We start from the raw sequence: 19,470 nt of genomic DNA, 5'->3' as shown, positions 1-19,470 counted from the left end.
CAGGTGCCCAAAGGTCTTCCTGTCAGCCATCGCACTCGCAGCGCTCGTCATTTACTGGCTATGAGTCCTGACCCTAAATGGCTTGCTGAGCTTGGCAATCCCTACGAAAGGATCGGGTCTGATCTGAGCGGCAGAGTGGGGATTGAATGGGGCCTTTCGGGCGTACCTGAAACATTCATTGTCGGCTCTGACGGGACGGTGTTGTTCAGATATGTCGGCCCCGTCGTGGGCGAAACGGCGATTTCCACATTCAGGGAAGCATTGATCCAGGCTGGCGCGTTAGCAAGGGGCCAGAACGGATGAGGTATATCGCATTTGCTTTCCTCCTGCTGCTTCCGGTGACGGCCTTGGCGGTCGAGCCAGACGAGATGTTGCAGGATCCTGTACTGGAGCAACGCGCCCGTGAAATATCACGGGAACTGCGCTGCGTTGTCTGCCAGAATCAGGACATCGACAGCTCCAACGCCGGGGTTGCGCGGGACCTGCGCATACTGGTGCGCGAAAGGCTTGTTGCCGGTGACAGCGACAAGGAGGTCATCGCGTACATCCACGCCCGGTATGGCGATTATGTCCTGATGCGCCCGCCCCTGAATCGCGCCACTCTCGCGCTCTGGATGGCGCCCTTCGTGTTTGCGCTTGTTTCGCTGCTTGTCGGCTGGACCGTCATTTCGAGAAGCCGGCGCAGGGCTGCCGCAACGGGATTTTCCGATGACGAAAAAGCGGAAATTGCGCGTTTCATTGAAGAGAACGCTTCAAAGGACGGTTCATGATCTGGTTGGTTTTCGCCCTGTTATCCGTTGTAGGTCTGCTTTTCATGGGCCTGCCGCTGCGCCATCGGTCGTCGCGGACACCCGTCCCGGCTGACGCCACGGATGCGGTCCTCATGGATCAGTTGGATGAGGTTCGGCGGGATCTTGAGCGCGGTGTCATTTCCGACACCGAGGCCACGGCGGCGGAGCAGGAGATCAAGAGACGGATCCTCGTGCAGTCGCGCCGGTCCGTTCTGTCAGATGGGAAACCGGCGGCAGGGGGCCGCTTGATGGTCGTTCTGAGCGCAGTGTTCGTGCCGGTCTTCGCTTTTGGATATTACTCCGCAATGGGCTCGCCAGAGATCCCAGGTGTCGCCTTTGCCGAACGTGCCACTGAACGGCAGGAAGCGGCGGAAATCGCCGAATTGACAGATCGTCTGTACGTCCGGCTCAGTTCAGACCCCGAAGGCGGGCCTTCGGAAGGCTGGATGCTGCTGGGGCAAACCTATTCGAAAATGGGCCGGTATGCGGATGCAGCCGATGCATATAGAGTTGTCGCACAACGACCGGAGGCCGATTCCGCCGTCTTCTCCATGTTGGCCGAGGTTCTGATCTACGCAGAGCAAGGTGTGGTGACACCTGAAGCGGACACCGCGATTGATCGGGCGTACGAACTGGATCCTTCCAATCCCGGTGCTGCCTTTTTCAAGGCAGTCTCGCTCGAGCAGAAGGGCGATGAGGCTCGGGCTCACGAAACGCTGGTGGCCCGGCTGGACGATGCGGATAGGTTTTTCCCGTGGATGGAAAGCTTTGTTGGCGAAGCCAACCGGATTGGCGCGAAGATCGGCAAGGCTCCGATCTCGCTGGCCGACTATGCCCCGAAGACCAGTGCGTCCGGCCCGACACAGGAAGACATCGAAAACGCGCAGGACATGAGTGTGGAGGAACGACAGGATTTCATCCGCTCGATGGTCGAACGGCTGGCCACGCGGCTGGAAGATGAGCCTGACGATCTTGATGGATGGATGCGGCTTGGCAATGCCTATTCGGTTCTGGGTGATACCGCGCCGGCAATCGCGGCGTTTGAACACGCTGAAATCCTGTTGTCGGAGGCGCCGGGAGATGACCCGCGCCGTCAAGCCGTGCAAAGCGCGTTGGAACGGTTGCGCCCGTAGTGGCGTGGGCGGCCGTCGCTGTGCAGGTGAATGTGAGGCAGGATCAAGGTTTGGCGCTTAATCGAAAGCCCATCCGGTCCGGCCGTCGTCACAGACTATTTCGTGGGTAGTACCTTCAGACTGACCGACCAAGCGACATCCTACGGGAAGCATGACGTCGTGTGCCGCATCCCGTGTCACGGAAGGGGGCTCAAGTGGGCAAAGCTTGCCCGAGGCCGACTGGGCACAACCGCCGAGGGCCAGAATACCTGCAATCGGAATTCCGATTGTCAGCCGCGTTCTAGCGGGCGCGTACCAGTTCTCGTTCGGGAGCTTGGCCATCTTCAAATTCTGCATCCACAGTCGCCTCGTTCGCCTGTTCAACTCTTGACCCGTGACACGACTTTCCCATCATCCTGTGCATGACGACATGCGCACCAAGACAAAGTGCGAGCGGCGCAAAAAGGCCGACGTTGCCCCACAGACCCGCGATCGTGCCGCCTGCAATAAAGAATGCGGCGACTGGAAACAACATAACGGCACAACAGGCCATCATACCATACTGCATCAGTTTCGATGAACCGGTGGATTTTTGACTTTGATTGTCAGACATGTAGCTCTCCAGAATATGCTCGTGTTCTTCTGCGACATTCCAGTGAGGCAAGGTCAAGGGTACATTCGGATACAATTTGATCAGATGACAGCCTGCGGGTCGTTGACCAAGTTGGCCCGTCAGGTTGCCAGATCCAACGCATAGGACAGGAATGTGACGAGGGGGATCGGGGTCAGGCTGAACAGCAAGGCCATGCTCATTGTCCTGAACATGGTAGGCTTCGATGCCTCGCCAGAAGGTTCTGTCAGAACCACCAGAAGCGCGATGAAGGTGCCGGGCGCCAGGGCATAGAGATATACGCCCGAGATGTTCCCAAACATGAACGACCGCTCGAGCGTTGGTCCGACCACGCTCAAAGCTGTTGCACGGCTGCCGTTGAACGAGCCGAACAGATCGGCCGACATCACATAGACGGCAATGTGAACCCCAATGAATGCGACACTCCGCAGCAGGCCATCTAAAACCAGGTAAACAATCGGCCGATGCTGGTACTGTTTCAGCGCGACCGATGCGGAAACGAACCCCAAGTAATTCACGAGGAAAACGACCACAAACCCATTGGTAAAGACCTGCCGGAGGAAGCGCGAGAGCGCGGTCCCATTCGTCAGCAGCAGCGTCGCAAAACCAGGCGTTGCGAGGATGTAGACAAGCAGGAACGGCAATATGCTTGCCAAGCTCAGAACGGATACGTTCCAACAAAATCTGCCGAATGGTAAGGTCGGCGAAAAACTTTGTCGGAACGTATCGCGGGCAAACACGTCAGCCGTGGGTTGCGAAGACTTGCGTCGACCCATCCATCAGTACAAGCAGCACATCATAGGGATCACCTTGGGGGCCCATGCCGGGCGAACCCATGGGCATCCCCGGTGCTGTCAGACCGCGCGCGACAGGCTTTTCGCTCAGCAACCGCTCGATGTCAGCCGCTGGCACGTGACCCTCAACGAAGTATCCGCCCACGGACGTCGTGTGGCATCCTGCCAGTTCTGGCGCGATGCCGTGTTTCTGCTTCAGAACCTGAAGCGTGTCGTAATCCACGTCCTCGACCGATGCCTTGAAACCGGCAGAGATCATCTCATTTACCCAAGCGCCGCAGCAGCCGCAGGTCGGTGTCTTTGTCACCTGCAACGTCGGTGCGGCGGTTTGCGACAAAGCAGGCCCGGCCAGGACCATGCTGAGTGCCGTAAGGCCAAATTCACGTCTGTTCATTTAAAACTCCTCGATGTTCTGCCTTAAATAGTTGCTCGTTATCCCGGAGTCGACTGCCCGCCCTGTTACATTTGGCTACAAACACGGGATGGGCGTCCCTTGGTGAAAATGACTATGTTGGCGGCATGAGCGATCTGCCACGCATCCTTGTCGTCGATGACCATTCAGAGATCCGGAAATCCGTCACCAGTTATCTGGAACGCAACGGCATGCGTGCTTCAGCGGCGGAAAATGCAGTAGAGATGGACGCAAGGCTCGCGGAAGCGCGGTTCGATCTGATTGTTCTCGATGTCATGATGCCGGGGGAAGACGGACTTTCTGCGTGCAGGCGATTGCGCAAGGAAGGGCACACCCCGATCCTGATGCTGACCGCATTGGGTGACGACGAAGACCGCATCGCTGGTCTCGATGGCGGGGCTGACGATTATCTCGCCAAGCCGTTCAATCCCCGGGAACTGGTGGCGCGGATCAACGCGATATTGCGTCGGACGCAGCTGATCCCAAAACCGAATGGTTTTGCGGGGAAAACGTTGAAGTTTGCACACCTAAAGCTGGATTTCGATGGCCGCACACTGATTGACCAAGGCGGTTCGCGTACGCAACTTACATCCGGTGAACTCAAACTCCTGACCCTGTTCCTGCAAAGGCCAAGGACGGTCATTGGCCGCGACGAGCTGCTCAAATTGAGCACCGGCCGGGTCGCCGGTCCATTGGACCGAACCATCGACAATCAGGTGAGCCGGTTGCGCCGGAAGATGGAAGAGGACGTTTTGCGCCCGAAGATCATCGCGACTGTCCGGCATGGGGGGTATAGTCTTTCCTGCGATGTCGAGATTTGCGAATGAAGCTGCTTCCGCGGACGTTGCGTGCACAGATTGCCCTTCTGGTCCTCGGTGTCTTGATCCTCGCGCAAGCTCTGAGTCTTTGGTTTTTCGTTGATGAACGCTCGTTAGCCATTCAGGCCGCCATCGGTGCCGAAGCCGCCGGAAGGGCCGCAAATGTCGCACAGTTGATTGAAGGCGCACCCCCGGAATTGCATGCCCAGATCGTCCGCGCGGCAACGTCTCCGCTCGTACGGTTCGACCTTACAGACGAGCCGTCGGTTGCACACGGACAACACGATGACGGTGGAGCGGTCGAAGCGCGGATACGGGCACTGCTTCAGGAAAGCTACAGCCGGGATATCCGGGTTGAGGTTCATGAAATCGAGGGAGGTCTGCTGCCCCTTCCGAACCTGTCACCGGAAATGGCGCAAATGCACGCCGAAATGATGCAGGGCAGCCTTGCGGCCATCGAGATGGAGCTGTCCATTGCGCTGTCCGGTGGGAATTGGCTCAACATCGAGACGCGGTTCGAACGGCCGCCTCTGCAAAGGTCGCTGGCGTCCAACATATCCTTTGCACTGACTGCGGGACTTCTGCTGGTTGCAAGTTTCTGGTTTCTCCTGTCCCGACTGACCGGACCACTCAACGATCTCGCGACTGCGTCCGAACGTCTGGGTCGCGGCGCCGCCAAGGGCGATCTGCCGGTCGTAGGGCCGAAGGAAGTTCGGGATCTGACCCGATCATTCAACATCATGCAGGATCGCCTGACGCGATTTGTCAGTGACCGGACCCAGATGCTTGCAGCGCTTGCGCATGATCTGCGCTCGCCTTTGACGGCGCTTAGGGTGCGGGCCGAAATGGTGGACGACGAAGACACGCGCACGTCCTTGGTGGCGTCAAGTGAAGAGATGCAACGGATGGTCGATGCGACCCTCGATTTCGCGAAGGGCGTCGGACAGCATGAAGAGGTCCAATCGGTTGATCTGCACGATCTGATCACTGGTATGGGCTTGGACAAGGTTCAGGTGACCAGCCAAGGTCCACTCATCGTATCCGTGAAACCAAGCGCGATGGGGCGCGCGTTGAGAAACCTGATTGAGAACGCGATCCGCTACGGGAGTGAGGCCAGGGTTTCGTGGCAACGCATGGGCAGTGAGGTAGTGGTCGCCATCGACGATCAGGGGCCCGGTATTCCCGACAATCAGCTGGAGGCTGTTTTCGGACCCTATGTCAGGCTCGAGACGTCGCGATCACAGGATACCGGCGGTCATGGCCTGGGGCTGTCGATTGCGCGCAGCATCATCCTTGAGCACGGTGGTTCTATCGAACTGAAAAACCGCACTGATGGGGGTCTGCGCGCTGAAATCACGCTGCCCGTCAAACAAAGCGCCGAGTCAGCCCCGAAAGAGGAAGGCTCGCCACATATGGCGCGGGTTGTTCGTCACCTCAAACCCGACTAGTTTAGTGAGGCAAGTATATGAAACGAAGATATTTCCTGACTTCTGTTGCAGCTCTTTCGGTGAGTGGAAAAACAGCATTCGCGCATAGTGACGCAGAGCACGACCGGCGCGTCGGGCCATCTGTGGTGCCCCCGGAGCAGTTGCCGCGCCAGGTTCCGTTCACCGAGGCAGACAAACCGGGAGAAATACATGTCGATCCGAACCAGTTCGCTTTATTTTGGACTTTGCCGAACAATCGGGCAATCAGGTATACCGTCGGAATTGGCCGGGAGGGGCTCTATGAATCCGGCGAGTTCTATGTCGCGCGCAAGCAAAAGTGGCCGCGGTGGACGCCCACACCCGCCATGATAGCCAGAGATCCTGACCGATATCTTCGTTTTGCGGGCGGTGTGCCCGGTGGGCTGAACAATCCACTCGGTGCCCGCGCCTTGTATCTTTACCAGCCAGGGCGTGGGGACACCTACCTGAGAATTCACGGCACAACGGATCCGAAGACGATTGGTCGACGTGTCTCAAACGGCTGTGCAAGGCTTACCAATAATCAGATCATCGAACTCTATGAGAAGGTCCCGCTCGACACGCGTGTTGTCCTGAAACCCATCGAGGTTTGAGGCAGCAGCGCGAAGACGTGTCCGTTGGCCGGGATACATATCGTTACATAATATCAGGCCCCGGACTGTTCATGAAATGCGACCAGGCGGGTAGTCTAGTGGATAGGCAGACAACAACATGAGGCCATATGATGACCCGCAAGCAAACACGTGTAACGCGTCGAGCATTCACGGCAGGTGCCGCACCGGCAGCTTTCGCGGCCCCGTCCATCCTGCGTGCCCAGGTGGATCAAACCAGTGTCCGAAGGAATATCTCATCGTTTCGTACACACGCTTGGCAAGACCACTTTGACGCTTTGGACAAGGGTATCATCATCGCAGACACCGTTACCCGCGTGATGCAACACTGGACGGCCGATGGCGAAATGCGCATTTATCCGACATCGGTTCCCTTGTCTGACGAGCTGACAAAGCGCGGCTACACGACAGTCACGTTCAAGGACCCCGAACCTGACTGGACCCCTACACCCTCCATGCGCGAACGTGACCCGTCTTTGCCAGCCTATATGCCGCCCGGGCCGGATAACCCGTTGGGCGTCCGTGCCCTGCCCCTGAGTTGGACGTACTACAGGATTCACGGCACCCATGATACGCGCAAGATCGGAAGACGCTCTTCAAGCGGGTGTATCGGTCTCTACAACGAGCAAATCATCGAGGTGTTCGAAAGGACACCGGTCGGCACGCAGGTACGATTAATCTGATGTCGAAGTCCGGCATCCTGATTGCGGCGTTTTTTGTCGTCGGTGGCGCGGTTGTGATCTGGCAGCAATTGCAGCCATCGTCTTCGATGCCCGGCCACACAATGACAACGCCTGATCTTTCGCAGACGGAAGAGGGCGCGCCGATTGCAGACGTGGTTGTGCCTGCTGAATTCTCAGCAAATGCCCAATTGGGAAAGCGTGTTTTCGATGGCGCTTGCGCCGCTTGTCACGGTGCGAATGCTGCCGGACAGAATGGCGTGGCACCGCCGCTTGTCCACAAGATCTATGAACCGAGCCATCACGGTGACGCCGCTTTTTTGCTTGCCGCGAAACAAGGTGTCAGAGCGCACCATTGGAAGTTTGGCAATATGCCGCCAGTTGAAGGCGTCACACCCGGCGATGTGAAGATGGTTGTTGCATATGTGCGGGAACTTCAGCGCGCCAACGGGATCAATTGACAGGAATGACCAACATGAACATGAAGATATGGATTACTGCCATTGCGATCGGGACGACCGGCGTTGCTGCCTTGGCGCATTCCGGAGCAACCGGCGTGGTGCTGGAGCGGATGCAGGGCATGTCCGCGATGGCCAAAACACTCAAGACGCTATCACCCATGATGCGGGGTCAGGTACCTTATGACGCCGATGTCGTCCGCAGGGAAGCTGGCGCGATGATCGGCCATGCCGGTGAGCAAATGACGCGACTGTTTCCTGAAGGCTCGGGTGGCGGAGTGTCCAAGGCGTTGCCGTCGGTCTGGGAAAACAGCGAAGAGTTCGCGGCCCTTGCGCAAGAGTTGAGAACAGCCGCCGAAGGATTGAAGTTGAGCGCAGGCAATGGGTTGGCCGCAGCACAGGGCAACGGTAGCGAATCAATGATGGGCGGCGCCACTGACGGGATGATGGGTGGCGGGTCCGCGCCTGCAATGGGAGGGGGCATGATGGGATCGGACCTTCCCATGACGACCGAGATGTTTGCGGACATGCCGACCGACCGTGCGTTCGCGATGGTCGCCCAGACCTGTTCGGCCTGCCACCAGAAGTTCCGCAAAGAGGACAAGTGATCAGATGCGGTGGTGGCGTTGGATCATCGGTGCGGGGGTCGTCGGCGGCATCGGCGTTGTCGCGGCAACGATAGCCTGGCCGATCGGTGGGCCAGTCTCGGACCTGACCCTGCAAGGCGATGCCCAGCGGGGGTCGTATCTGGCGCGCGCCAGTGGATGCATTGCGTGCCACACCAACTTTGAAGCTGGCGGGGCGCCATTGGCAGGAGGAGCGCCGCTCCGGACCGATTTCGGTACGTTCTATCCGCCAAATCTGACCACCGATGTCGAACACGGAATGGGGGGCTGGACCGTAGAAGACTTTGCAAGGGCCGTCCGGCAGGGTGTTTCCCCGGATGGTGATCCTTATTATCCGACCTTCACCTATCCGTTTTACGCGAACTTCACGGATCAAGACATTGCCGATCTGTGGGCCGCGTTCCAGACCGTGCCAGCCGTGAGCGTGTCGGCCCCGGCGCACGAGGTGCCATTCCCGTTCGATCAGCGGTGGGGAATGAAACTTTGGCGGGCGGCTTTTCTAACGAAGCCTGATACAAAACCAGTGGCGGACAAAAGCGATGCATGGAACAGGGGCAAGCTGTTGGTCAACGGGGCCGCGCATTGCTCTGCCTGCCACACGTCGCGAAACTTTGCAGGTGCGCGCATCGTGGCGGAACGGTTTTCCGGCAACGACGCCTTGCCCGGAGGCGGCAAAGCGCCTTCGATCCGGTCACGCGACCTTTTGTCAGAAGGCTGGACGGTGGACGATATGGCTTATGCTTTGCGATCTGGAATAACTCCTTCCGGCGACGTCTTTGGTGGTTCAATGGCCGAAGTCGTGCGCTATGGCACAGGCTTTCTGAGCGATGCGGACTTGAACGCGATGGCCACCTACCTGCTGGACAACAAATCATAATCTTGGGAACCCACGAATGATCACGCTCAATCGCCGCCAGTTTCTGGCAACATCTGCTGCGTTCAGTGGTCTGTCGGCCAGCACTGGATTTGCGGGCACGCCATTCGCGACCCTGACAGCCCAGCAAAGCGACGTGCAGCTGCTGCCCGGCGACTATGGCAAGACATCGCTTTGGTGCTTTGACGGCGGCTCACCCGGTCCGGAGATTCGCGTGGCGCAGGGGGGGCGTGTCCAGCGCAGGTTGGTCAACCGGTTTTCTCAGGGAACGTCGACGCATTGGCACGGCATCCGCATCAACAATGCAATGGATGGCGTTTCCGGCCTGACCCAGGACGCGGTCCAGCCGGAGGAAACATTCGACTATGATTTTACCGTCCCGGACGCCGGGACCTATTGGTACCATGCCCATAATAGGTCGTTCGAGCAGGTGGGCAGAGGGCTTTACGGTGCACTGATCGTGGAAGAGGCCGAGCCTCTCGACATTGATCGCGAGGAAGTCCTGATCCTGGATGACTGGCTTATTGATCCCGAAACCGCGCAAATCAAGGACGACTTCGGCGCGTCTCATGATCTTAGCCACGCAGGGCGCATCGGAAACCTGCTGACGACCAATGGAACCTTCAATCTGGGCCTGCGTGCCCGAAAGAACGAAAGACTGCGTTTGCGGCTGATCAATGCTGCCAATGCGCGCAATTTCCAGCTGGGCCTGGAAGGCCTGGACGGTTGGGTGGTCGCGCTGGACGGCATGCCCTTGACGGCACCCGTGAAGGTGACAGAGGCGATGATCCTCGCTCCGGCACAACGGATTGACCTGATCGTCGATGTGGTCGCGGATGTTGGTGAAGCGGCTCATATTCTTCAGTTCGGCCGGGAAGAAGCCTTCAGCCAGGTTGCATTCGAGGTTGTTGAGGGGGGCACGACAAACCGTCGCGACGCGCCCTTGGCCTTGCCGCCGAACGACCACAGGATGGTCGACCTGAAAGAAGCCACGACGCTCAGCCTCAGCATGGAAGGCGGTGCCATGGGTCGCATGAGGTCCGCCTCCCTAGGAGGTGAGCTCAAGCCGATTGGCGAGATCGTCGAGGCCGGGTATTTCTGGTCGTTCAACGGCAGAGTGGATGGCATCAACGGTGATCCCCTTGCGCGGCTGGACCGCGGCCAGAATGTACGATTGAAGATGGTGAACGACACGGCGTTTCCGCACGCGATGCACCTGCATGGCATTCACTTCCACGAGGTCGCCGAAAACGGCACCCTTGGGCCACTGCGTGACACGACCCTTCTTGAACGGGGTCAGACGCGCGAGATTGCCTTTGTGGCGGACAACCCGGGCCAATGGCTGCTACATTGCCACATGCTGTCGCATGCGGCTTCGGGCATGATGACCAAGATCGTCGTTGGATGACCCCGCGATCCGTCTATCTTGCGTTGGGCGTAGTTACCGTTGCGGTGGCTACCATATTCCTGTGGACCCGGTCCGGCGGAACCGACCATACGGCGGAAAACCTCATCAACTCCTCAGCCGATGTGGCCGCGGGCGAAGTTCTCTATGCCGAAAATTGCGCCGCGTGCCATGGCGCAAATTTGGAAGGTGAAGAAAACTGGCGCAGTCCGCGTGATGACGGAAGCCTGCCCGCACCGCCGCATGATGCAAGCGGCCACACTTGGCACCACGCGGACAGCATGCTGTTCGCCTACACCAAGCTGGGGGGCGCCGAGGTTCTCGCGGCGCAAGGCGTTGACTTCAACAGCGGCATGCCCGGTTTCGGCGACCAACTGAGCGACGGGGAAATCTGGGACATCCTCGCATACATCAAGTCAACATGGCCGGAGCGTGAACGCGCCACGCAAGCCGAGCGCACGGCCCAGGATATTGCCTCACAAGGAGACGGATAATGAAAAGATTCTTGGCTACCACCGCACTGTTAATGCTTCCCATCGCTGCGACGGCAGACGGCATGGACGAAGACCGGATCAAGGAACTGGTGCTGGAAGCCATCCGCGAGAATCCGGGCATCGTGTTCGAGGCCGCGCAGTTGTTCGAACAGCAACAGCAGGCGTTGCAGGCGCAAGCCGCAGCGCAGGTTCTCGATACGGAAAAAGCCACGCTTGAAAATGATCCCAATGCGCCCGTTCTGGGCAATCCGGATGGCGATGTCACGGTTGTCGAATTCTTCGACTACAACTGCCCCTATTGCCGCCGGGTTAAACCTGAAATGGAGGCCCTGCTCGCTGCTGATCCCAACGTCAGGGTCGTTTACCGGGAATGGCCCATTCTGGGGGACGGGTCGGTTTTTGCCGCCCGCGCGGCGCTGGCGTCCCGAAACCAGGGCAAATATGAAGAGTTTCATTGGGCCATGATGCAACTGAAGGAACGCGCAGAGGAAGCATCGATTCTCCGCACTGCGGAAGACATCGGCCTCGATGTTGCACAGTTGCGTCGCGACATGAACGGACCGGAAATCGAAGAACACATACAGACTTCCATGCGGCTTGCGCAATCTCTGGGGTTCAGTGGCACACCTTCATTTGTGATCGGCGACAGTCTTGCGCCGGGCCTGATCCAGGCGGACCAGATGATCGAGCTTGTCGATCAGGCACGGGCCGCCGAATAAGGACAATCCTACGCGGCTGAAGCGTCGTAGCCAGCGTCAGCGATGGCTTGCCGCACGGTCGCCTGTTTCAATGTGCTTTGGACAGTGACAAGGCGAAGGTCCAGATCGGCCGTGACAACGGCTGATGGATCCTTTGCCTTGATGCCGCTTTCTATAGCGGATGTGCAGTGTCCACAGCTCATTTTCGGGACGGAAAAAATCATGAAGGCCTCCATTTTTGGTACAACCTCAGACTTGGTCGTTCCATCGGGAGGAAGGTCAAGCAAATATCAAAAAAAATTAGATACTCTCTTGAGCTTCCAGCAACTGGAAGCCCTATATCAGGGTAAGTTCAACCGAGGAGGCCCTCATGACCGACCCCAATACGATACGTCTATCCGTTTCCGGCATGAACTGTGCGTCTTGTGTGGGCAGGGTTGAGAAGGCTTTGAACGAGGTTCCGGGCCTTTCGAACGTCAGTGTCAACCTTGTGAACGAAACGGCTCAATTTCAGATGGATAATCCGGCCACCACGGGCGTGGCGGTCACGGCCCTCTCGAACGCCGGATACCCGGCACGGACGGGGCGCGTAACATTGAACGTAGACGCCATGTCCTGCGCGTCCTGTGTCGGTCGGGTTGAAAAGGCGCTTGTACGGACACCCGGCGTATTGAATGCGGCGGTCAATCTGGCAACCGAAACGGCTGTGGTAGAGTATCTGCCAGATGCCATCACCCCGGAAAAGATTGCCCGGATCAGTACGGAGGCGGGGTACCCGGCCGAGATTGCGCAGAGCGATGCGCACGAGGACCGATCGGACCGCAAGGCAGAAGAAGCCGACGCGCTGGCGCGCCGTGTCATCCTTGCCGCGATCCTGACCGTGCCGGTGTTCGTTCTGGAAATGGGAAAACATACCATACCCGGCTTTGAGGGCCTGATTGAGAGCACAATCGGCATTCAAACGTCATGGCTGATCCAATTCGCGCTTGCCACGGTGGTTCTTTTCGGACCGGGTTGGGGGTTCTTTGCGAAGGGCATTCCGGCGTTGATCAAGCGTGCCCCGGATATGAACAGCCTTGTCGCACTGGGAACCGGGGCGGCGTGGACTTATTCCGTAGTCGCGACCTTCCTGCCTCAGGTGCTGCCTGACGGTGTGCGCGCCGTCTATTTCGAAGCAGCGGCGGTTATTGTCGTTCTGATCTTGTTGGGTCGCTGGCTTGAAGCGCGGGCCAAGGGCAAGACCGGTGCAGCCATTCAGGCCCTTCTTGGTCTGCAGGCAAAGACAGCCAGGGTCCTGCGTGACGGGCAGGCGACCGAGGTTGACATCAAGGAACTGCGGATCGGCGATCAGATCCTCGTGCGTCCCGGTGAAAGGCTGCCTGTCGATGGCGAGGTCACAGAAGGATCAAGCAACGTCGATGAAAGCATGATCACCGGTGAACCCCTCGCCGTGCCAAAGGCTGCTGGCGAACCGGTGACCGGCGGCACGGTGAACGGCACCGGGAGCCTGACCATAACGGCGACGCGAGTCGGGGCGGATACCACGCTGGCGCAGATTATCCGCATGGTCGAAGATGCTCAGGGGGCCAAGCTGCCGATCCAAGGCCTAGTGGATCGCGTGACCATGTGGTTCGTGCCTGCCGTTCTGGTTCTGGCGCTTGCGACTGTGGTTGTCTGGCTGCTGGTCGGTCCCGATCCGGCTCTGACCTTTGCGCTTGTGGCGGGTGTCTCCGTTCTGATCATTGCGTGCCCCTGCGCCATGGGGTTGGCCACGCCCACCTCGATCATGGTGGGGACAGGACGCGCGGCTGAGATGGGGGTGTTCTTCCGCAAGGGAGATGCGCTGCAACATCTGGATGAAGTTGGCGTTGTCGCATTGGACAAGACCGGGACGGTCACGCAAGGGCAACCCAGTTTGACAGACCTCATCACGGCCGACGGCTTTGACCGGGCAGAGACACTCGCCCTCATCGCATCTGTCGAGGCGCAGTCTGAGCACCCGGTGGCAGAGGCCATTGTGCAGTCCGCAAAGAGCGAAGGCCTGTCCTGGCCTGATGCGACGGAATTCCGGTCCGTGACCGGCTACGGTGTCGAGGCGCTTGTCCAGGGCCGCAAGGTTCATGTCGGTGCGGATCGCTTCATGGTGCAGCAGGGCATTGACACCAGCCCGCTGGAAGACCGCGAAAGGGCCTTGGCCGAAAAGGGACGCACCGCGCTTTATGCTGCGGTGGACGGATCCCTGGCGGCCGTGATTGCCGTGGCAGACCCGGTCAAATCCTCCAGCGCCGAAGTGATCGCAGCTCTGCATGATCGAGGGATCAAGGTCGCGATGATCACCGGAGACAAGAAGGCCACGGCAGATGCCATCGCCCGCGAGGTCGGGATCGACCATGTCATTGCAGGGGTGTTGCCGGATGGAAAAGTCGCCGCCCTGGACGAATTGCGGCAAGGGAACAGCAAGATCGCCTTTGTCGGAGACGGCATCAACGACGCGCCAGCGCTGGCCCATGCCGATGTCGGCATCGCCATCGGAACCGGCACGGATGTCGCAATCGAAAGCGCCGACGTGGTGTTGATGTCGGGCGACCTGCGCGGCGTGGTGAATGCCATCGACGTGTCGCGCAAGACCATGCGCAACATACGGCAGAACCTTATCTGGGCCTTTGGCTATAACGTCGCGCTGATCCCTGTGGCGGCGGGCGCGCTTTACCCGGCCTTTGGATTGCTCCTGTCGCCGGTGTTTGCCGCCGGGGCCATGGCGCTGTCCTCCGTGTCGGTTCTGACCAACGCGCTGCGGCTGCGACGGATCAAGGCGACGATGTCGGAACAGGATCCGCCCCACGACGCGGAGACGAAATTCGCAACGCAGCCCGCAGAATAGGAGACAGGTGTGAACATCGGAGAAGTATCAGAACGCGCGGGTTTGCCAGCGAAGACAATCCGCTACTACGAAGACATCGGCCTTGTCCGGCCTTTGCGCAGCGACAACGGCTATCGCGCCTTTCGCGACAGCGACATCCACAAGCTCGCATTTCTCGGTCGCGCCAGGACGTTCGGGTTCTCGATCGAAGACTGCCGCACGCTGCTTGATCTCTATGAAGATGAGACGCGGGAAAGTGCACAGGTCAAGGCTGTCGCTCAAGAGCATCTGGCCGCCGTTGACGAAAAAATCGCCCAGCTCAAGTCGATGCGAGAGACCCTGGCTCACCTCGTTGACGCCTGCCAGGGCGATCACCGCCCCGATTGTCCAATCCTGAAAGATCTGGCCAAAGACCCGTAACGCACGATGCCTGGGCCAGACATTTATGGGGTTTCATGCCGTTTCGATATATCGTCTTGAAACCCTCCAGCGCTGGAATGTTGTTCCTCCACAAATAGAATCCATGATGGAGAGATCAGATGTCTGAAGATGCGATCGGGAAATCTCGTGGCGGGTCCGACACCCGTTCAAGTGAAGGTGCAGCACATTCGGGAGGCCATTCAGGTTCATCCTATGGCCGGTTTCTGGCGATGGTCGGCACATCGACTGCGATCATGTTCGGCCTGATGTACATCAACTCGTACTCCTTCGAACATGTCTACTGGAGCGAAACCCGATTTTACATGACGTTCATCATGGGCGCGACGATGGCGACCGTGATGCTCCTTTTCATGTTGAACATGTATAAGAACAAGGGCGTCAACGCCGCGATCATTCTCGGGTCTGTCGTGATGTTCGCCGGCGCGCTCTGGCTCGTGAGAAGCCAGGAGACCATTCAGGACGAAAGCTGGATGAGCGCGATGATTCCGCACCACTCCATTGCGATCATGACAAGCGAACGGGCCGAGCTGACAGATCCAAGGGTCGAGGCGCTGGCTTCGGAAATTGTGACGGCGCAAAACCGCGAAATTTCCGAAATGCGTTTCCTCATAGATGACATTGAGGCAAATGGCGAAGCCGGTCCTGAATGGCCACTTGGTGAAGCGGACGGTCCGGCTGAAATGGAGGGGCTTCAAGAAGCGATTGCAACCCCGGTGATTGCCGGAATCCGTCCTGCACCGCTCAAAGCCGAAGAAATAACACGCGCACTGGGGTCCGACGGACAATGCCGTTTCATTCGCGCCGTGAACGCCGATCCCATTCTGGTCACGGACGGGGCGGGGAACGGCGTCGCCAAGATATCCGGATCGCTGGTCAACTTCACGTCGCAAGACACAGTGACGTCCGGTGGCGTCCTGTCTGCCGATGGTGGCCAATTCACGCTGGCGCCGGGTGACGCGGACGGTGAAGACGCCACCCTGCTGTTTGAATTGACGGGAGAGACGCCTCTGACTGTCGGATTTACCGGGTATTGGACCTGCAACGGTTAAAGGATTTAAAGGAACGCGTCATGACGAGAGAGGCAAAATCCACCCCGAAGACGGCGGTTTTGTACCGAATGGTGATGGAGGAGCATGTTTGTCCCTATGGGCTGAAAATCGAAGGACCTGCTTGAGCGGGAGGGGTATTCGATTGAGGACCGGCCTCTGAACACCCGCGAGGAAACGGATGCTTTCATGGAAGAACACGGTGTCGAAACGACTCCGCAGACCTTTATCGGCAATGAAAGAATTGGTGGCTATGACGCGCTGAGGGAATTTTTCGGCCAGGACGTAAAGGATGACGACGAGACGACTTATCAACCCGTCATTGCGATATTCGCTGTCGCATTCCTTATGGCGCTTGGTCTCAGTTGGGCGTTTTACGGTTCGATCCTGACGCTGCGGGCATTCGAGTGGTTCATCGCGATCTCGATGAGCTTTCTTGCTGTTCAAAAACTGCAGGACGTCGAGACGTTTTCCACGATGTTTCTGAACTACGATCTGCTTGCCCAGAAATGGGTGCGCTATGGCTATGTCTATCCCTTCGGCGAAGCACTTGCCGGTATTCTCATGGTCGCCGGTGCCTTGGTCTGGATCAGCGCGCCTGTTGCACTGTTCATCGGTACGGTCGGAGCGGCTTCAGTTTTCAAGGCCGTCTACATCGATAAGCGCGAGATCAAGTGCGCCTGCGTGGGCGGCGGTTCAAACGTGCCGCTGGGTTTCGTGTCCCTGACCGAAAACCTGATGATGATATTCATGGGCGTCTGGATGTCGGCGCGTGCGATGGGCCTCTTTTAGGCCTAACCATCCGTTTTCAAAGCGGTCACAGGGTCGCCAAGTGCAGCCCTGCTCAGCGCGTCGAGAACGGCTTCGGACGTCAGAACCTCGGACAGGATGATCCCGTCTGGCGCGTTTGGCCCGTAGACGATGTTGAACGGGATGCCAAACCTGTTGTGGCTTTCCAGATACCGGGAAATGTCAGTGCTGGGCCTAGTCCAGTCTGCCCGCATCGCAACGACATTATCACCCCGCAGTTGGTCGACCACGGGCGCACGGTCCAGCACCAGCGTCTTGTTGGCCTTGCACGTCAGGCACCAGTCTGCGGTCACGTCGACAAAGACGGTTTTTCCCTGCGACACCAGTTTCGGTATCTCGGAGCGATCGAACGCGACCCAGTCCTGGCCCACCGCTCTCGTCTGCGGCGGGATTGTCAGCGCCGTCGGCACCAGAAGGCTGAGAACAGCAACCACCACCAGCGCTGTCGGGCGCGTCAATCTGCCCGGCAAACGTATTGTTGCGAGAAGAATGAAAAGGCTCGTCATAAGCAGCACGGTCATGGCCACCCGGCCACCCGCCACCCCTATCAGTACCCAGAGCAGCCAGATCGCGGTCCCGGCCAGAAGACCGGCAAGCACCCATTTGACGACAACCATCCAACGTCCCGGCCTGGGCAACAACCGGACCAGACCAGGCTTCCCCGCCAGAACCAGATAGGGCAGGGAGAGCCCAAGCCCCAGAGCCGTGAAAACGAGAATGACATCAATCGGGCGCCCGGACAGGGCAAAGGCAACCGCTGTCCCCAAAAACGGGGCCGAGCAGGGCGTGGCCAGCACCGCCGCGAAGGCGCCTGTTGCAAAATCTCCGCCATACCCGTCGCGACCGCTTGATCTGGCCAGCCGTGACTGCAACACGGAGGGCAATGAAACTTCGAACACCCCGAACAGATTGGCAGAGAACACGGCAAGCACCAGAAACATGACGGTCAGGAAAACAGGGCTTTGGAATTGCAGGCCCCACCCAACGGTGACGCCGACGGATTGCAGAACCAGAATGATTGCGGCGAGGGCCCACATGAACACCAGAACGCCAAGCGCCGACATCAGGAACCCATTCCGGACCTCGTGCGCTGGCTTGTTTCCATGATTGAGAACCGATGTCAGCTTGATGGACAGGACAGGCAGAACACAGGGCATGACATTCAGGATCAGACCGCCAAGAAAGGCAAAGGCCGCAATCGCCAGGATTTGCGTCAGATCCGGCAGGTTCGCCATAACCTCGAATGGTGCACCCGGGATGCGGTCTGACCAAGCGGGCTGCGCTGTCACCGCGCGTGATCCATCGGTCAAAGTCAGTTGCAGGGGCGGCGGATCCTCCCCTTGCGCGAGAAGAGGCAGCTTGGCCCAAAGGGCTGTTCCCGCATCATCGGTTCGGATGTCCGGTTTGCCAAAGGTGAATTCCGGCCCCAGTTCCGGAAAGATATCCGGCTTCACAAAGGCATTCGCACTGCGCGCCGTCACATAAAGCGCATCATCCGCGATCACCGCCGTTTCGACAATGATGTCGCTCTCTTCGGGACCAAGCGGCACCCGCTGGGCATACTCCGAAATCAGGCCCGCCGCCTTCGCGTCAATCCCGGTGCCCGCCGGAATTGTCAGTGCGAGATCGAAATCATGCGGCACACAGACAGTCGAGCACGCCAGCAATGAAACACGCGCCTGCAATGTTGCGGACTGGCCCGCAGTTTCGAGAACTGCCTGAATGGGCAGGACGACACGGGTCTTGTAGCCAAAATTCTCGATGCCGAATGCCGTGAAGCGCTCAGGCGCGGGCCAGAGCATCTGTGCGCTCACCAGATTTTCCGATCCATCCCATGAAATTTCAGGCGGCAGACCCACCTCGCCGGGCGAACGCCAATAGGCTTTCCAGCCCTCGGCCAGCTCGACATCCAGGCCAAGGGAAAGGGTTCTGGAGGTTTCCGCGACCCCATTTTCAACGGAGATGAGCCGGGCCGTGATTGTTGAATTCTCGTAGGTATCGCTCGATGCAGCAAAGCCCATGGAGGCCCAAAGGCAAGCCATGAGAAGGAAGAATAGGCGCAACGTGGTTCGCATCATCTTTTGGCTCGCTTCCACCCTTGTCCCGAGATCGAAATCCGAAGCACCTCTATGGCTGCATCTCCCGGTTGGTCAACTTTACAAACGGATACAATGTCGTTTGTGAAGCCATCCCGCTGCGAGAATAACGCGACGAAGTCCGCGTTCGTAGCAGGAAGGCCAATAGAAGCTTTTTTCTTCATTGAACATTTCAATCGCAACCGCGGCCTCCAACCTTCCAGCGCTGGAAATTGAAACCAAATGCGGATGACTTAGTTGAACGCTTAGCAATTGAGAGAAGGAAGAAGAGGTGTTGTCACATTAACGGTCCTGAGGTTGCTGGTTCATTGATCTGGGCGTAGGCGGTGTCGATGCAGACACAAAAG

20 protein-coding genes and 2 pseudogenes are annotated in these 19,470 nt (G+C 58.5%); 17 read left to right on the top strand and 5 right to left on the bottom strand.

Translation table 11 applies throughout. The features are described from left to right. From PXK07_RS18155 to ccmI, 3 genes and pseudogenes are all read left to right on the top strand, one after another. Positions 1 to 303: pseudogene (locus PXK07_RS18155) on the top strand (hypothetical protein); the annotation flags it as partial. After that, the gene (locus PXK07_RS18150; RefSeq protein WP_009824475.1) at positions 300 to 770 is read left to right on the top strand and encodes a cytochrome c-type biogenesis protein; all 471 of its coding nucleotides are present in this window, start codon (positions 300 to 302) and stop codon (positions 768 to 770) included. The pseudogene PXK07_RS18155 and the gene PXK07_RS18150, both read left to right, overlap by 4 nt. 44 nt (positions 771 to 814) lie before the next feature. Continuing rightward, positions 815 to 1,924 (top strand): c-type cytochrome biogenesis protein CcmI, encoded by a 1,110-nt coding sequence (gene ccmI / locus PXK07_RS18145; RefSeq protein WP_274849718.1) that lies wholly within the window; start codon positions 815 to 817, stop codon positions 1,922 to 1,924. 280 nt (positions 1,925 to 2,204) lie between these two features. Here the strand turns inward: ccmI and PXK07_RS18140 are convergent, their stop codons facing one another. The 3 genes from PXK07_RS18140 to PXK07_RS18130 all read right to left on the bottom strand — a co-directional run bounded on the left by PXK07_RS18140 (position 2,205) and on the right by PXK07_RS18130 (position 3,722). Next, complete coding sequence (locus PXK07_RS18140; protein ID WP_037953520.1) at positions 2,205 to 2,516, bottom strand: DUF2933 domain-containing protein; 312 nt, start codon at positions 2,514 to 2,516, stop codon at positions 2,205 to 2,207. Between the two features lie 119 nt (positions 2,517 to 2,635). Continuing rightward, entirely contained in the window at positions 2,636 to 3,178 is a 543-nt protein-coding gene (locus PXK07_RS18135; RefSeq protein ID WP_050672448.1) for a hypothetical protein, read from the bottom strand. Positions 3,179 to 3,275: 97 nt separating this feature from the next. Beyond that, on the bottom strand, positions 3,276 to 3,722 hold the full coding sequence (locus tag PXK07_RS18130) for a DUF411 domain-containing protein (RefSeq protein WP_005619190.1): 447 nt from the start codon (positions 3,720 to 3,722) through the stop codon (positions 3,276 to 3,278). Positions 3,723 to 3,847: 125 nt separating this feature from the next. Here PXK07_RS18130 and PXK07_RS18125 point away from each other — a divergent pair, with 125 nt between their 5' ends. The 10 genes from PXK07_RS18125 (at position 3,848) to PXK07_RS18080 (ending at position 11,891) form a co-directional block, all read left to right on the top strand. Then, entirely contained in the window at positions 3,848 to 4,567 is a 720-nt protein-coding gene (locus tag PXK07_RS18125) for a response regulator (protein ID WP_274840845.1), read from the top strand. Then, positions 4,564 to 6,006, top strand: a complete 1,443-nt coding sequence (locus tag PXK07_RS18120) for an ATP-binding protein (protein WP_050672446.1) — start codon at positions 4,564 to 4,566, stop codon at positions 6,004 to 6,006. The genes PXK07_RS18125 and PXK07_RS18120 overlap by 4 nt, the downstream gene beginning before the upstream one ends. 17 nt (positions 6,007 to 6,023) lie before the next feature. Continuing rightward, the gene (locus tag PXK07_RS18115; RefSeq protein ID WP_005619183.1) at positions 6,024 to 6,617 is read left to right on the top strand and encodes a L,D-transpeptidase; all 594 of its coding nucleotides are present in this window, start codon (positions 6,024 to 6,026) and stop codon (positions 6,615 to 6,617) included. Positions 6,618 to 6,745: 128 nt separating this feature from the next. Continuing rightward, positions 6,746 to 7,318 (top strand): L,D-transpeptidase, encoded by a 573-nt coding sequence (locus tag PXK07_RS18110; protein WP_005619181.1) that lies wholly within the window; start codon positions 6,746 to 6,748, stop codon positions 7,316 to 7,318. Further along, the gene (locus PXK07_RS18105; RefSeq protein ID WP_005619178.1) at positions 7,318 to 7,776 is read left to right on the top strand and encodes a c-type cytochrome; all 459 of its coding nucleotides are present in this window, start codon (positions 7,318 to 7,320) and stop codon (positions 7,774 to 7,776) included. The genes PXK07_RS18110 and PXK07_RS18105 overlap by 1 nt, the downstream gene beginning before the upstream one ends. A gap of 5 nt (positions 7,777 to 7,781) precedes the next feature. Next, positions 7,782 to 8,381: a c-type cytochrome gene (locus tag PXK07_RS18100; protein WP_106406159.1), complete on the top strand. Its 600-nt coding sequence runs from the start codon at positions 7,782 to 7,784 to the stop codon at positions 8,379 to 8,381. A 4-nt stretch (positions 8,382 to 8,385) separates the two neighbouring features. Continuing rightward, the gene (locus PXK07_RS18095; RefSeq protein ID WP_005619174.1) at positions 8,386 to 9,276 is read left to right on the top strand and encodes a c-type cytochrome; all 891 of its coding nucleotides are present in this window, start codon (positions 8,386 to 8,388) and stop codon (positions 9,274 to 9,276) included. Between the two features lie 16 nt (positions 9,277 to 9,292). Further along, positions 9,293 to 10,681, top strand: a complete 1,389-nt coding sequence (locus PXK07_RS18090; protein WP_005619171.1) for a multicopper oxidase family protein — start codon at positions 9,293 to 9,295, stop codon at positions 10,679 to 10,681. Next, positions 10,678 to 11,172, top strand: a complete 495-nt coding sequence (locus PXK07_RS18085; RefSeq protein ID WP_005619169.1) for a c-type cytochrome — start codon at positions 10,678 to 10,680, stop codon at positions 11,170 to 11,172. Before PXK07_RS18090 ends, PXK07_RS18085 begins: the two co-directional genes overlap by 4 nt. Further along, positions 11,172 to 11,891 carry a DsbA family protein gene (locus tag PXK07_RS18080; RefSeq protein ID WP_005619167.1) on the top strand — a complete coding sequence of 240 codons (720 nt, stop codon included), beginning with the start codon at positions 11,172 to 11,174 and terminating at the stop codon, positions 11,889 to 11,891. Before PXK07_RS18085 ends, PXK07_RS18080 begins: the two co-directional genes overlap by 1 nt. 8 nt (positions 11,892 to 11,899) lie before the next feature. Here the strand turns inward: PXK07_RS18080 and PXK07_RS18075 are convergent, their stop codons facing one another. Continuing rightward, positions 11,900 to 12,094, bottom strand: a complete 195-nt coding sequence (locus tag PXK07_RS18075; RefSeq protein WP_065333231.1) for a heavy-metal-associated domain-containing protein — start codon at positions 12,092 to 12,094, stop codon at positions 11,900 to 11,902. Positions 12,095 to 12,240: 146 nt separating this feature from the next. Between PXK07_RS18075 and PXK07_RS18070 the strand changes: the two genes are divergently transcribed. The 4 genes and pseudogenes from PXK07_RS18070 to PXK07_RS18055 all read left to right on the top strand — a co-directional run bounded on the left by PXK07_RS18070 (position 12,241) and on the right by PXK07_RS18055 (position 17,009). After that, complete coding sequence (locus tag PXK07_RS18070) at positions 12,241 to 14,751, top strand: heavy metal translocating P-type ATPase (protein ID WP_043847201.1); 2,511 nt, start codon at positions 12,241 to 12,243, stop codon at positions 14,749 to 14,751. Positions 14,752 to 14,760: 9 nt separating this feature from the next. Beyond that, the gene (cueR, locus tag PXK07_RS18065) at positions 14,761 to 15,150 is read left to right on the top strand and encodes a Cu(I)-responsive transcriptional regulator (RefSeq protein WP_005619161.1); all 390 of its coding nucleotides are present in this window, start codon (positions 14,761 to 14,763) and stop codon (positions 15,148 to 15,150) included. Positions 15,151 to 15,269: 119 nt separating this feature from the next. Next, positions 15,270 to 16,220 (top strand): DUF305 domain-containing protein, encoded by a 951-nt coding sequence (locus PXK07_RS18060; RefSeq protein WP_050686576.1) that lies wholly within the window; start codon positions 15,270 to 15,272, stop codon positions 16,218 to 16,220. Positions 16,221 to 16,288: 68 nt separating this feature from the next. After that, a pseudogene (locus PXK07_RS18055) lies at positions 16,289 to 17,009 on the top strand (MauE/DoxX family redox-associated membrane protein). A gap of 2 nt (positions 17,010 to 17,011) precedes the next feature. On the opposite strand, the gene PXK07_RS18050 reads toward PXK07_RS18055, so the two are convergent. Next, positions 17,012 to 19,102: a protein-disulfide reductase DsbD family protein gene (locus PXK07_RS18050; RefSeq protein ID WP_412074550.1), complete on the bottom strand. Its 2,091-nt coding sequence runs from the start codon at positions 19,100 to 19,102 to the stop codon at positions 17,012 to 17,014. Between the last annotated feature and the right edge of the window lie 368 nt (positions 19,103 to 19,470).

This window comes from Phaeobacter sp. QD34_24, from assembly GCF_028890115.1.
Taxonomy (GTDB): Bacteria; Pseudomonadota; Alphaproteobacteria; order Rhodobacterales; family Rhodobacteraceae; genus Phycobacter.
Note: the sequence above shows the minus strand (reverse complement) of the source record. Positions and strands in the feature narration are given on the sequence as shown.

Coding starts and splice junctions, on each gene's coding strand:
- PXK07_RS18150 (WP_009824475.1), top strand. CDS start 300: ATGAGGTATATCGCATTTGCTTTCCTCCTGCTGCTTCCGGTGACGGCC.
- ccmI (WP_274849718.1), top strand. CDS start 815: ATGGGCCTGCCGCTGCGCCATCGGTCGTCGCGGACACCCGTCCCGGCT.
- PXK07_RS18140 (WP_037953520.1), bottom strand. CDS start 2,516: ATGTCTGACAATCAAAGTCAAAAATCCACCGGTTCATCGAAACTGATG.
- PXK07_RS18130 (WP_005619190.1), bottom strand. CDS start 3,722: ATGAACAGACGTGAATTTGGCCTTACGGCACTCAGCATGGTCCTGGCC.
- PXK07_RS18125 (WP_274840845.1), top strand. CDS start 3,848: ATGAGCGATCTGCCACGCATCCTTGTCGTCGATGACCATTCAGAGATC.
- PXK07_RS18120 (WP_050672446.1), top strand. CDS start 4,564: ATGAAGCTGCTTCCGCGGACGTTGCGTGCACAGATTGCCCTTCTGGTC.
- PXK07_RS18115 (WP_005619183.1), top strand. CDS start 6,024: ATGAAACGAAGATATTTCCTGACTTCTGTTGCAGCTCTTTCGGTGAGT.
- PXK07_RS18110 (WP_005619181.1), top strand. CDS start 6,746: ATGATGACCCGCAAGCAAACACGTGTAACGCGTCGAGCATTCACGGCA.
- PXK07_RS18105 (WP_005619178.1), top strand. CDS start 7,318: ATGTCGAAGTCCGGCATCCTGATTGCGGCGTTTTTTGTCGTCGGTGGC.
- PXK07_RS18100 (WP_106406159.1), top strand. CDS start 7,782: ATGACCAACATGAACATGAAGATATGGATTACTGCCATTGCGATCGGG.
- PXK07_RS18095 (WP_005619174.1), top strand. CDS start 8,386: ATGCGGTGGTGGCGTTGGATCATCGGTGCGGGGGTCGTCGGCGGCATC.
- PXK07_RS18090 (WP_005619171.1), top strand. CDS start 9,293: ATGATCACGCTCAATCGCCGCCAGTTTCTGGCAACATCTGCTGCGTTC.
- PXK07_RS18085 (WP_005619169.1), top strand. CDS start 10,678: ATGACCCCGCGATCCGTCTATCTTGCGTTGGGCGTAGTTACCGTTGCG.
- PXK07_RS18080 (WP_005619167.1), top strand. CDS start 11,172: ATGAAAAGATTCTTGGCTACCACCGCACTGTTAATGCTTCCCATCGCT.
- PXK07_RS18075 (WP_065333231.1), bottom strand. CDS start 12,094: ATGATTTTTTCCGTCCCGAAAATGAGCTGTGGACACTGCACATCCGCT.
- PXK07_RS18070 (WP_043847201.1), top strand. CDS start 12,241: ATGACCGACCCCAATACGATACGTCTATCCGTTTCCGGCATGAACTGT.
- PXK07_RS18060 (WP_050686576.1), top strand. CDS start 15,270: ATGTCTGAAGATGCGATCGGGAAATCTCGTGGCGGGTCCGACACCCGT.
- PXK07_RS18050 (WP_412074550.1), bottom strand. CDS start 19,102: ATGCGAACCACGTTGCGCCTATTCTTCCTTCTCATGGCTTGCCTTTGG.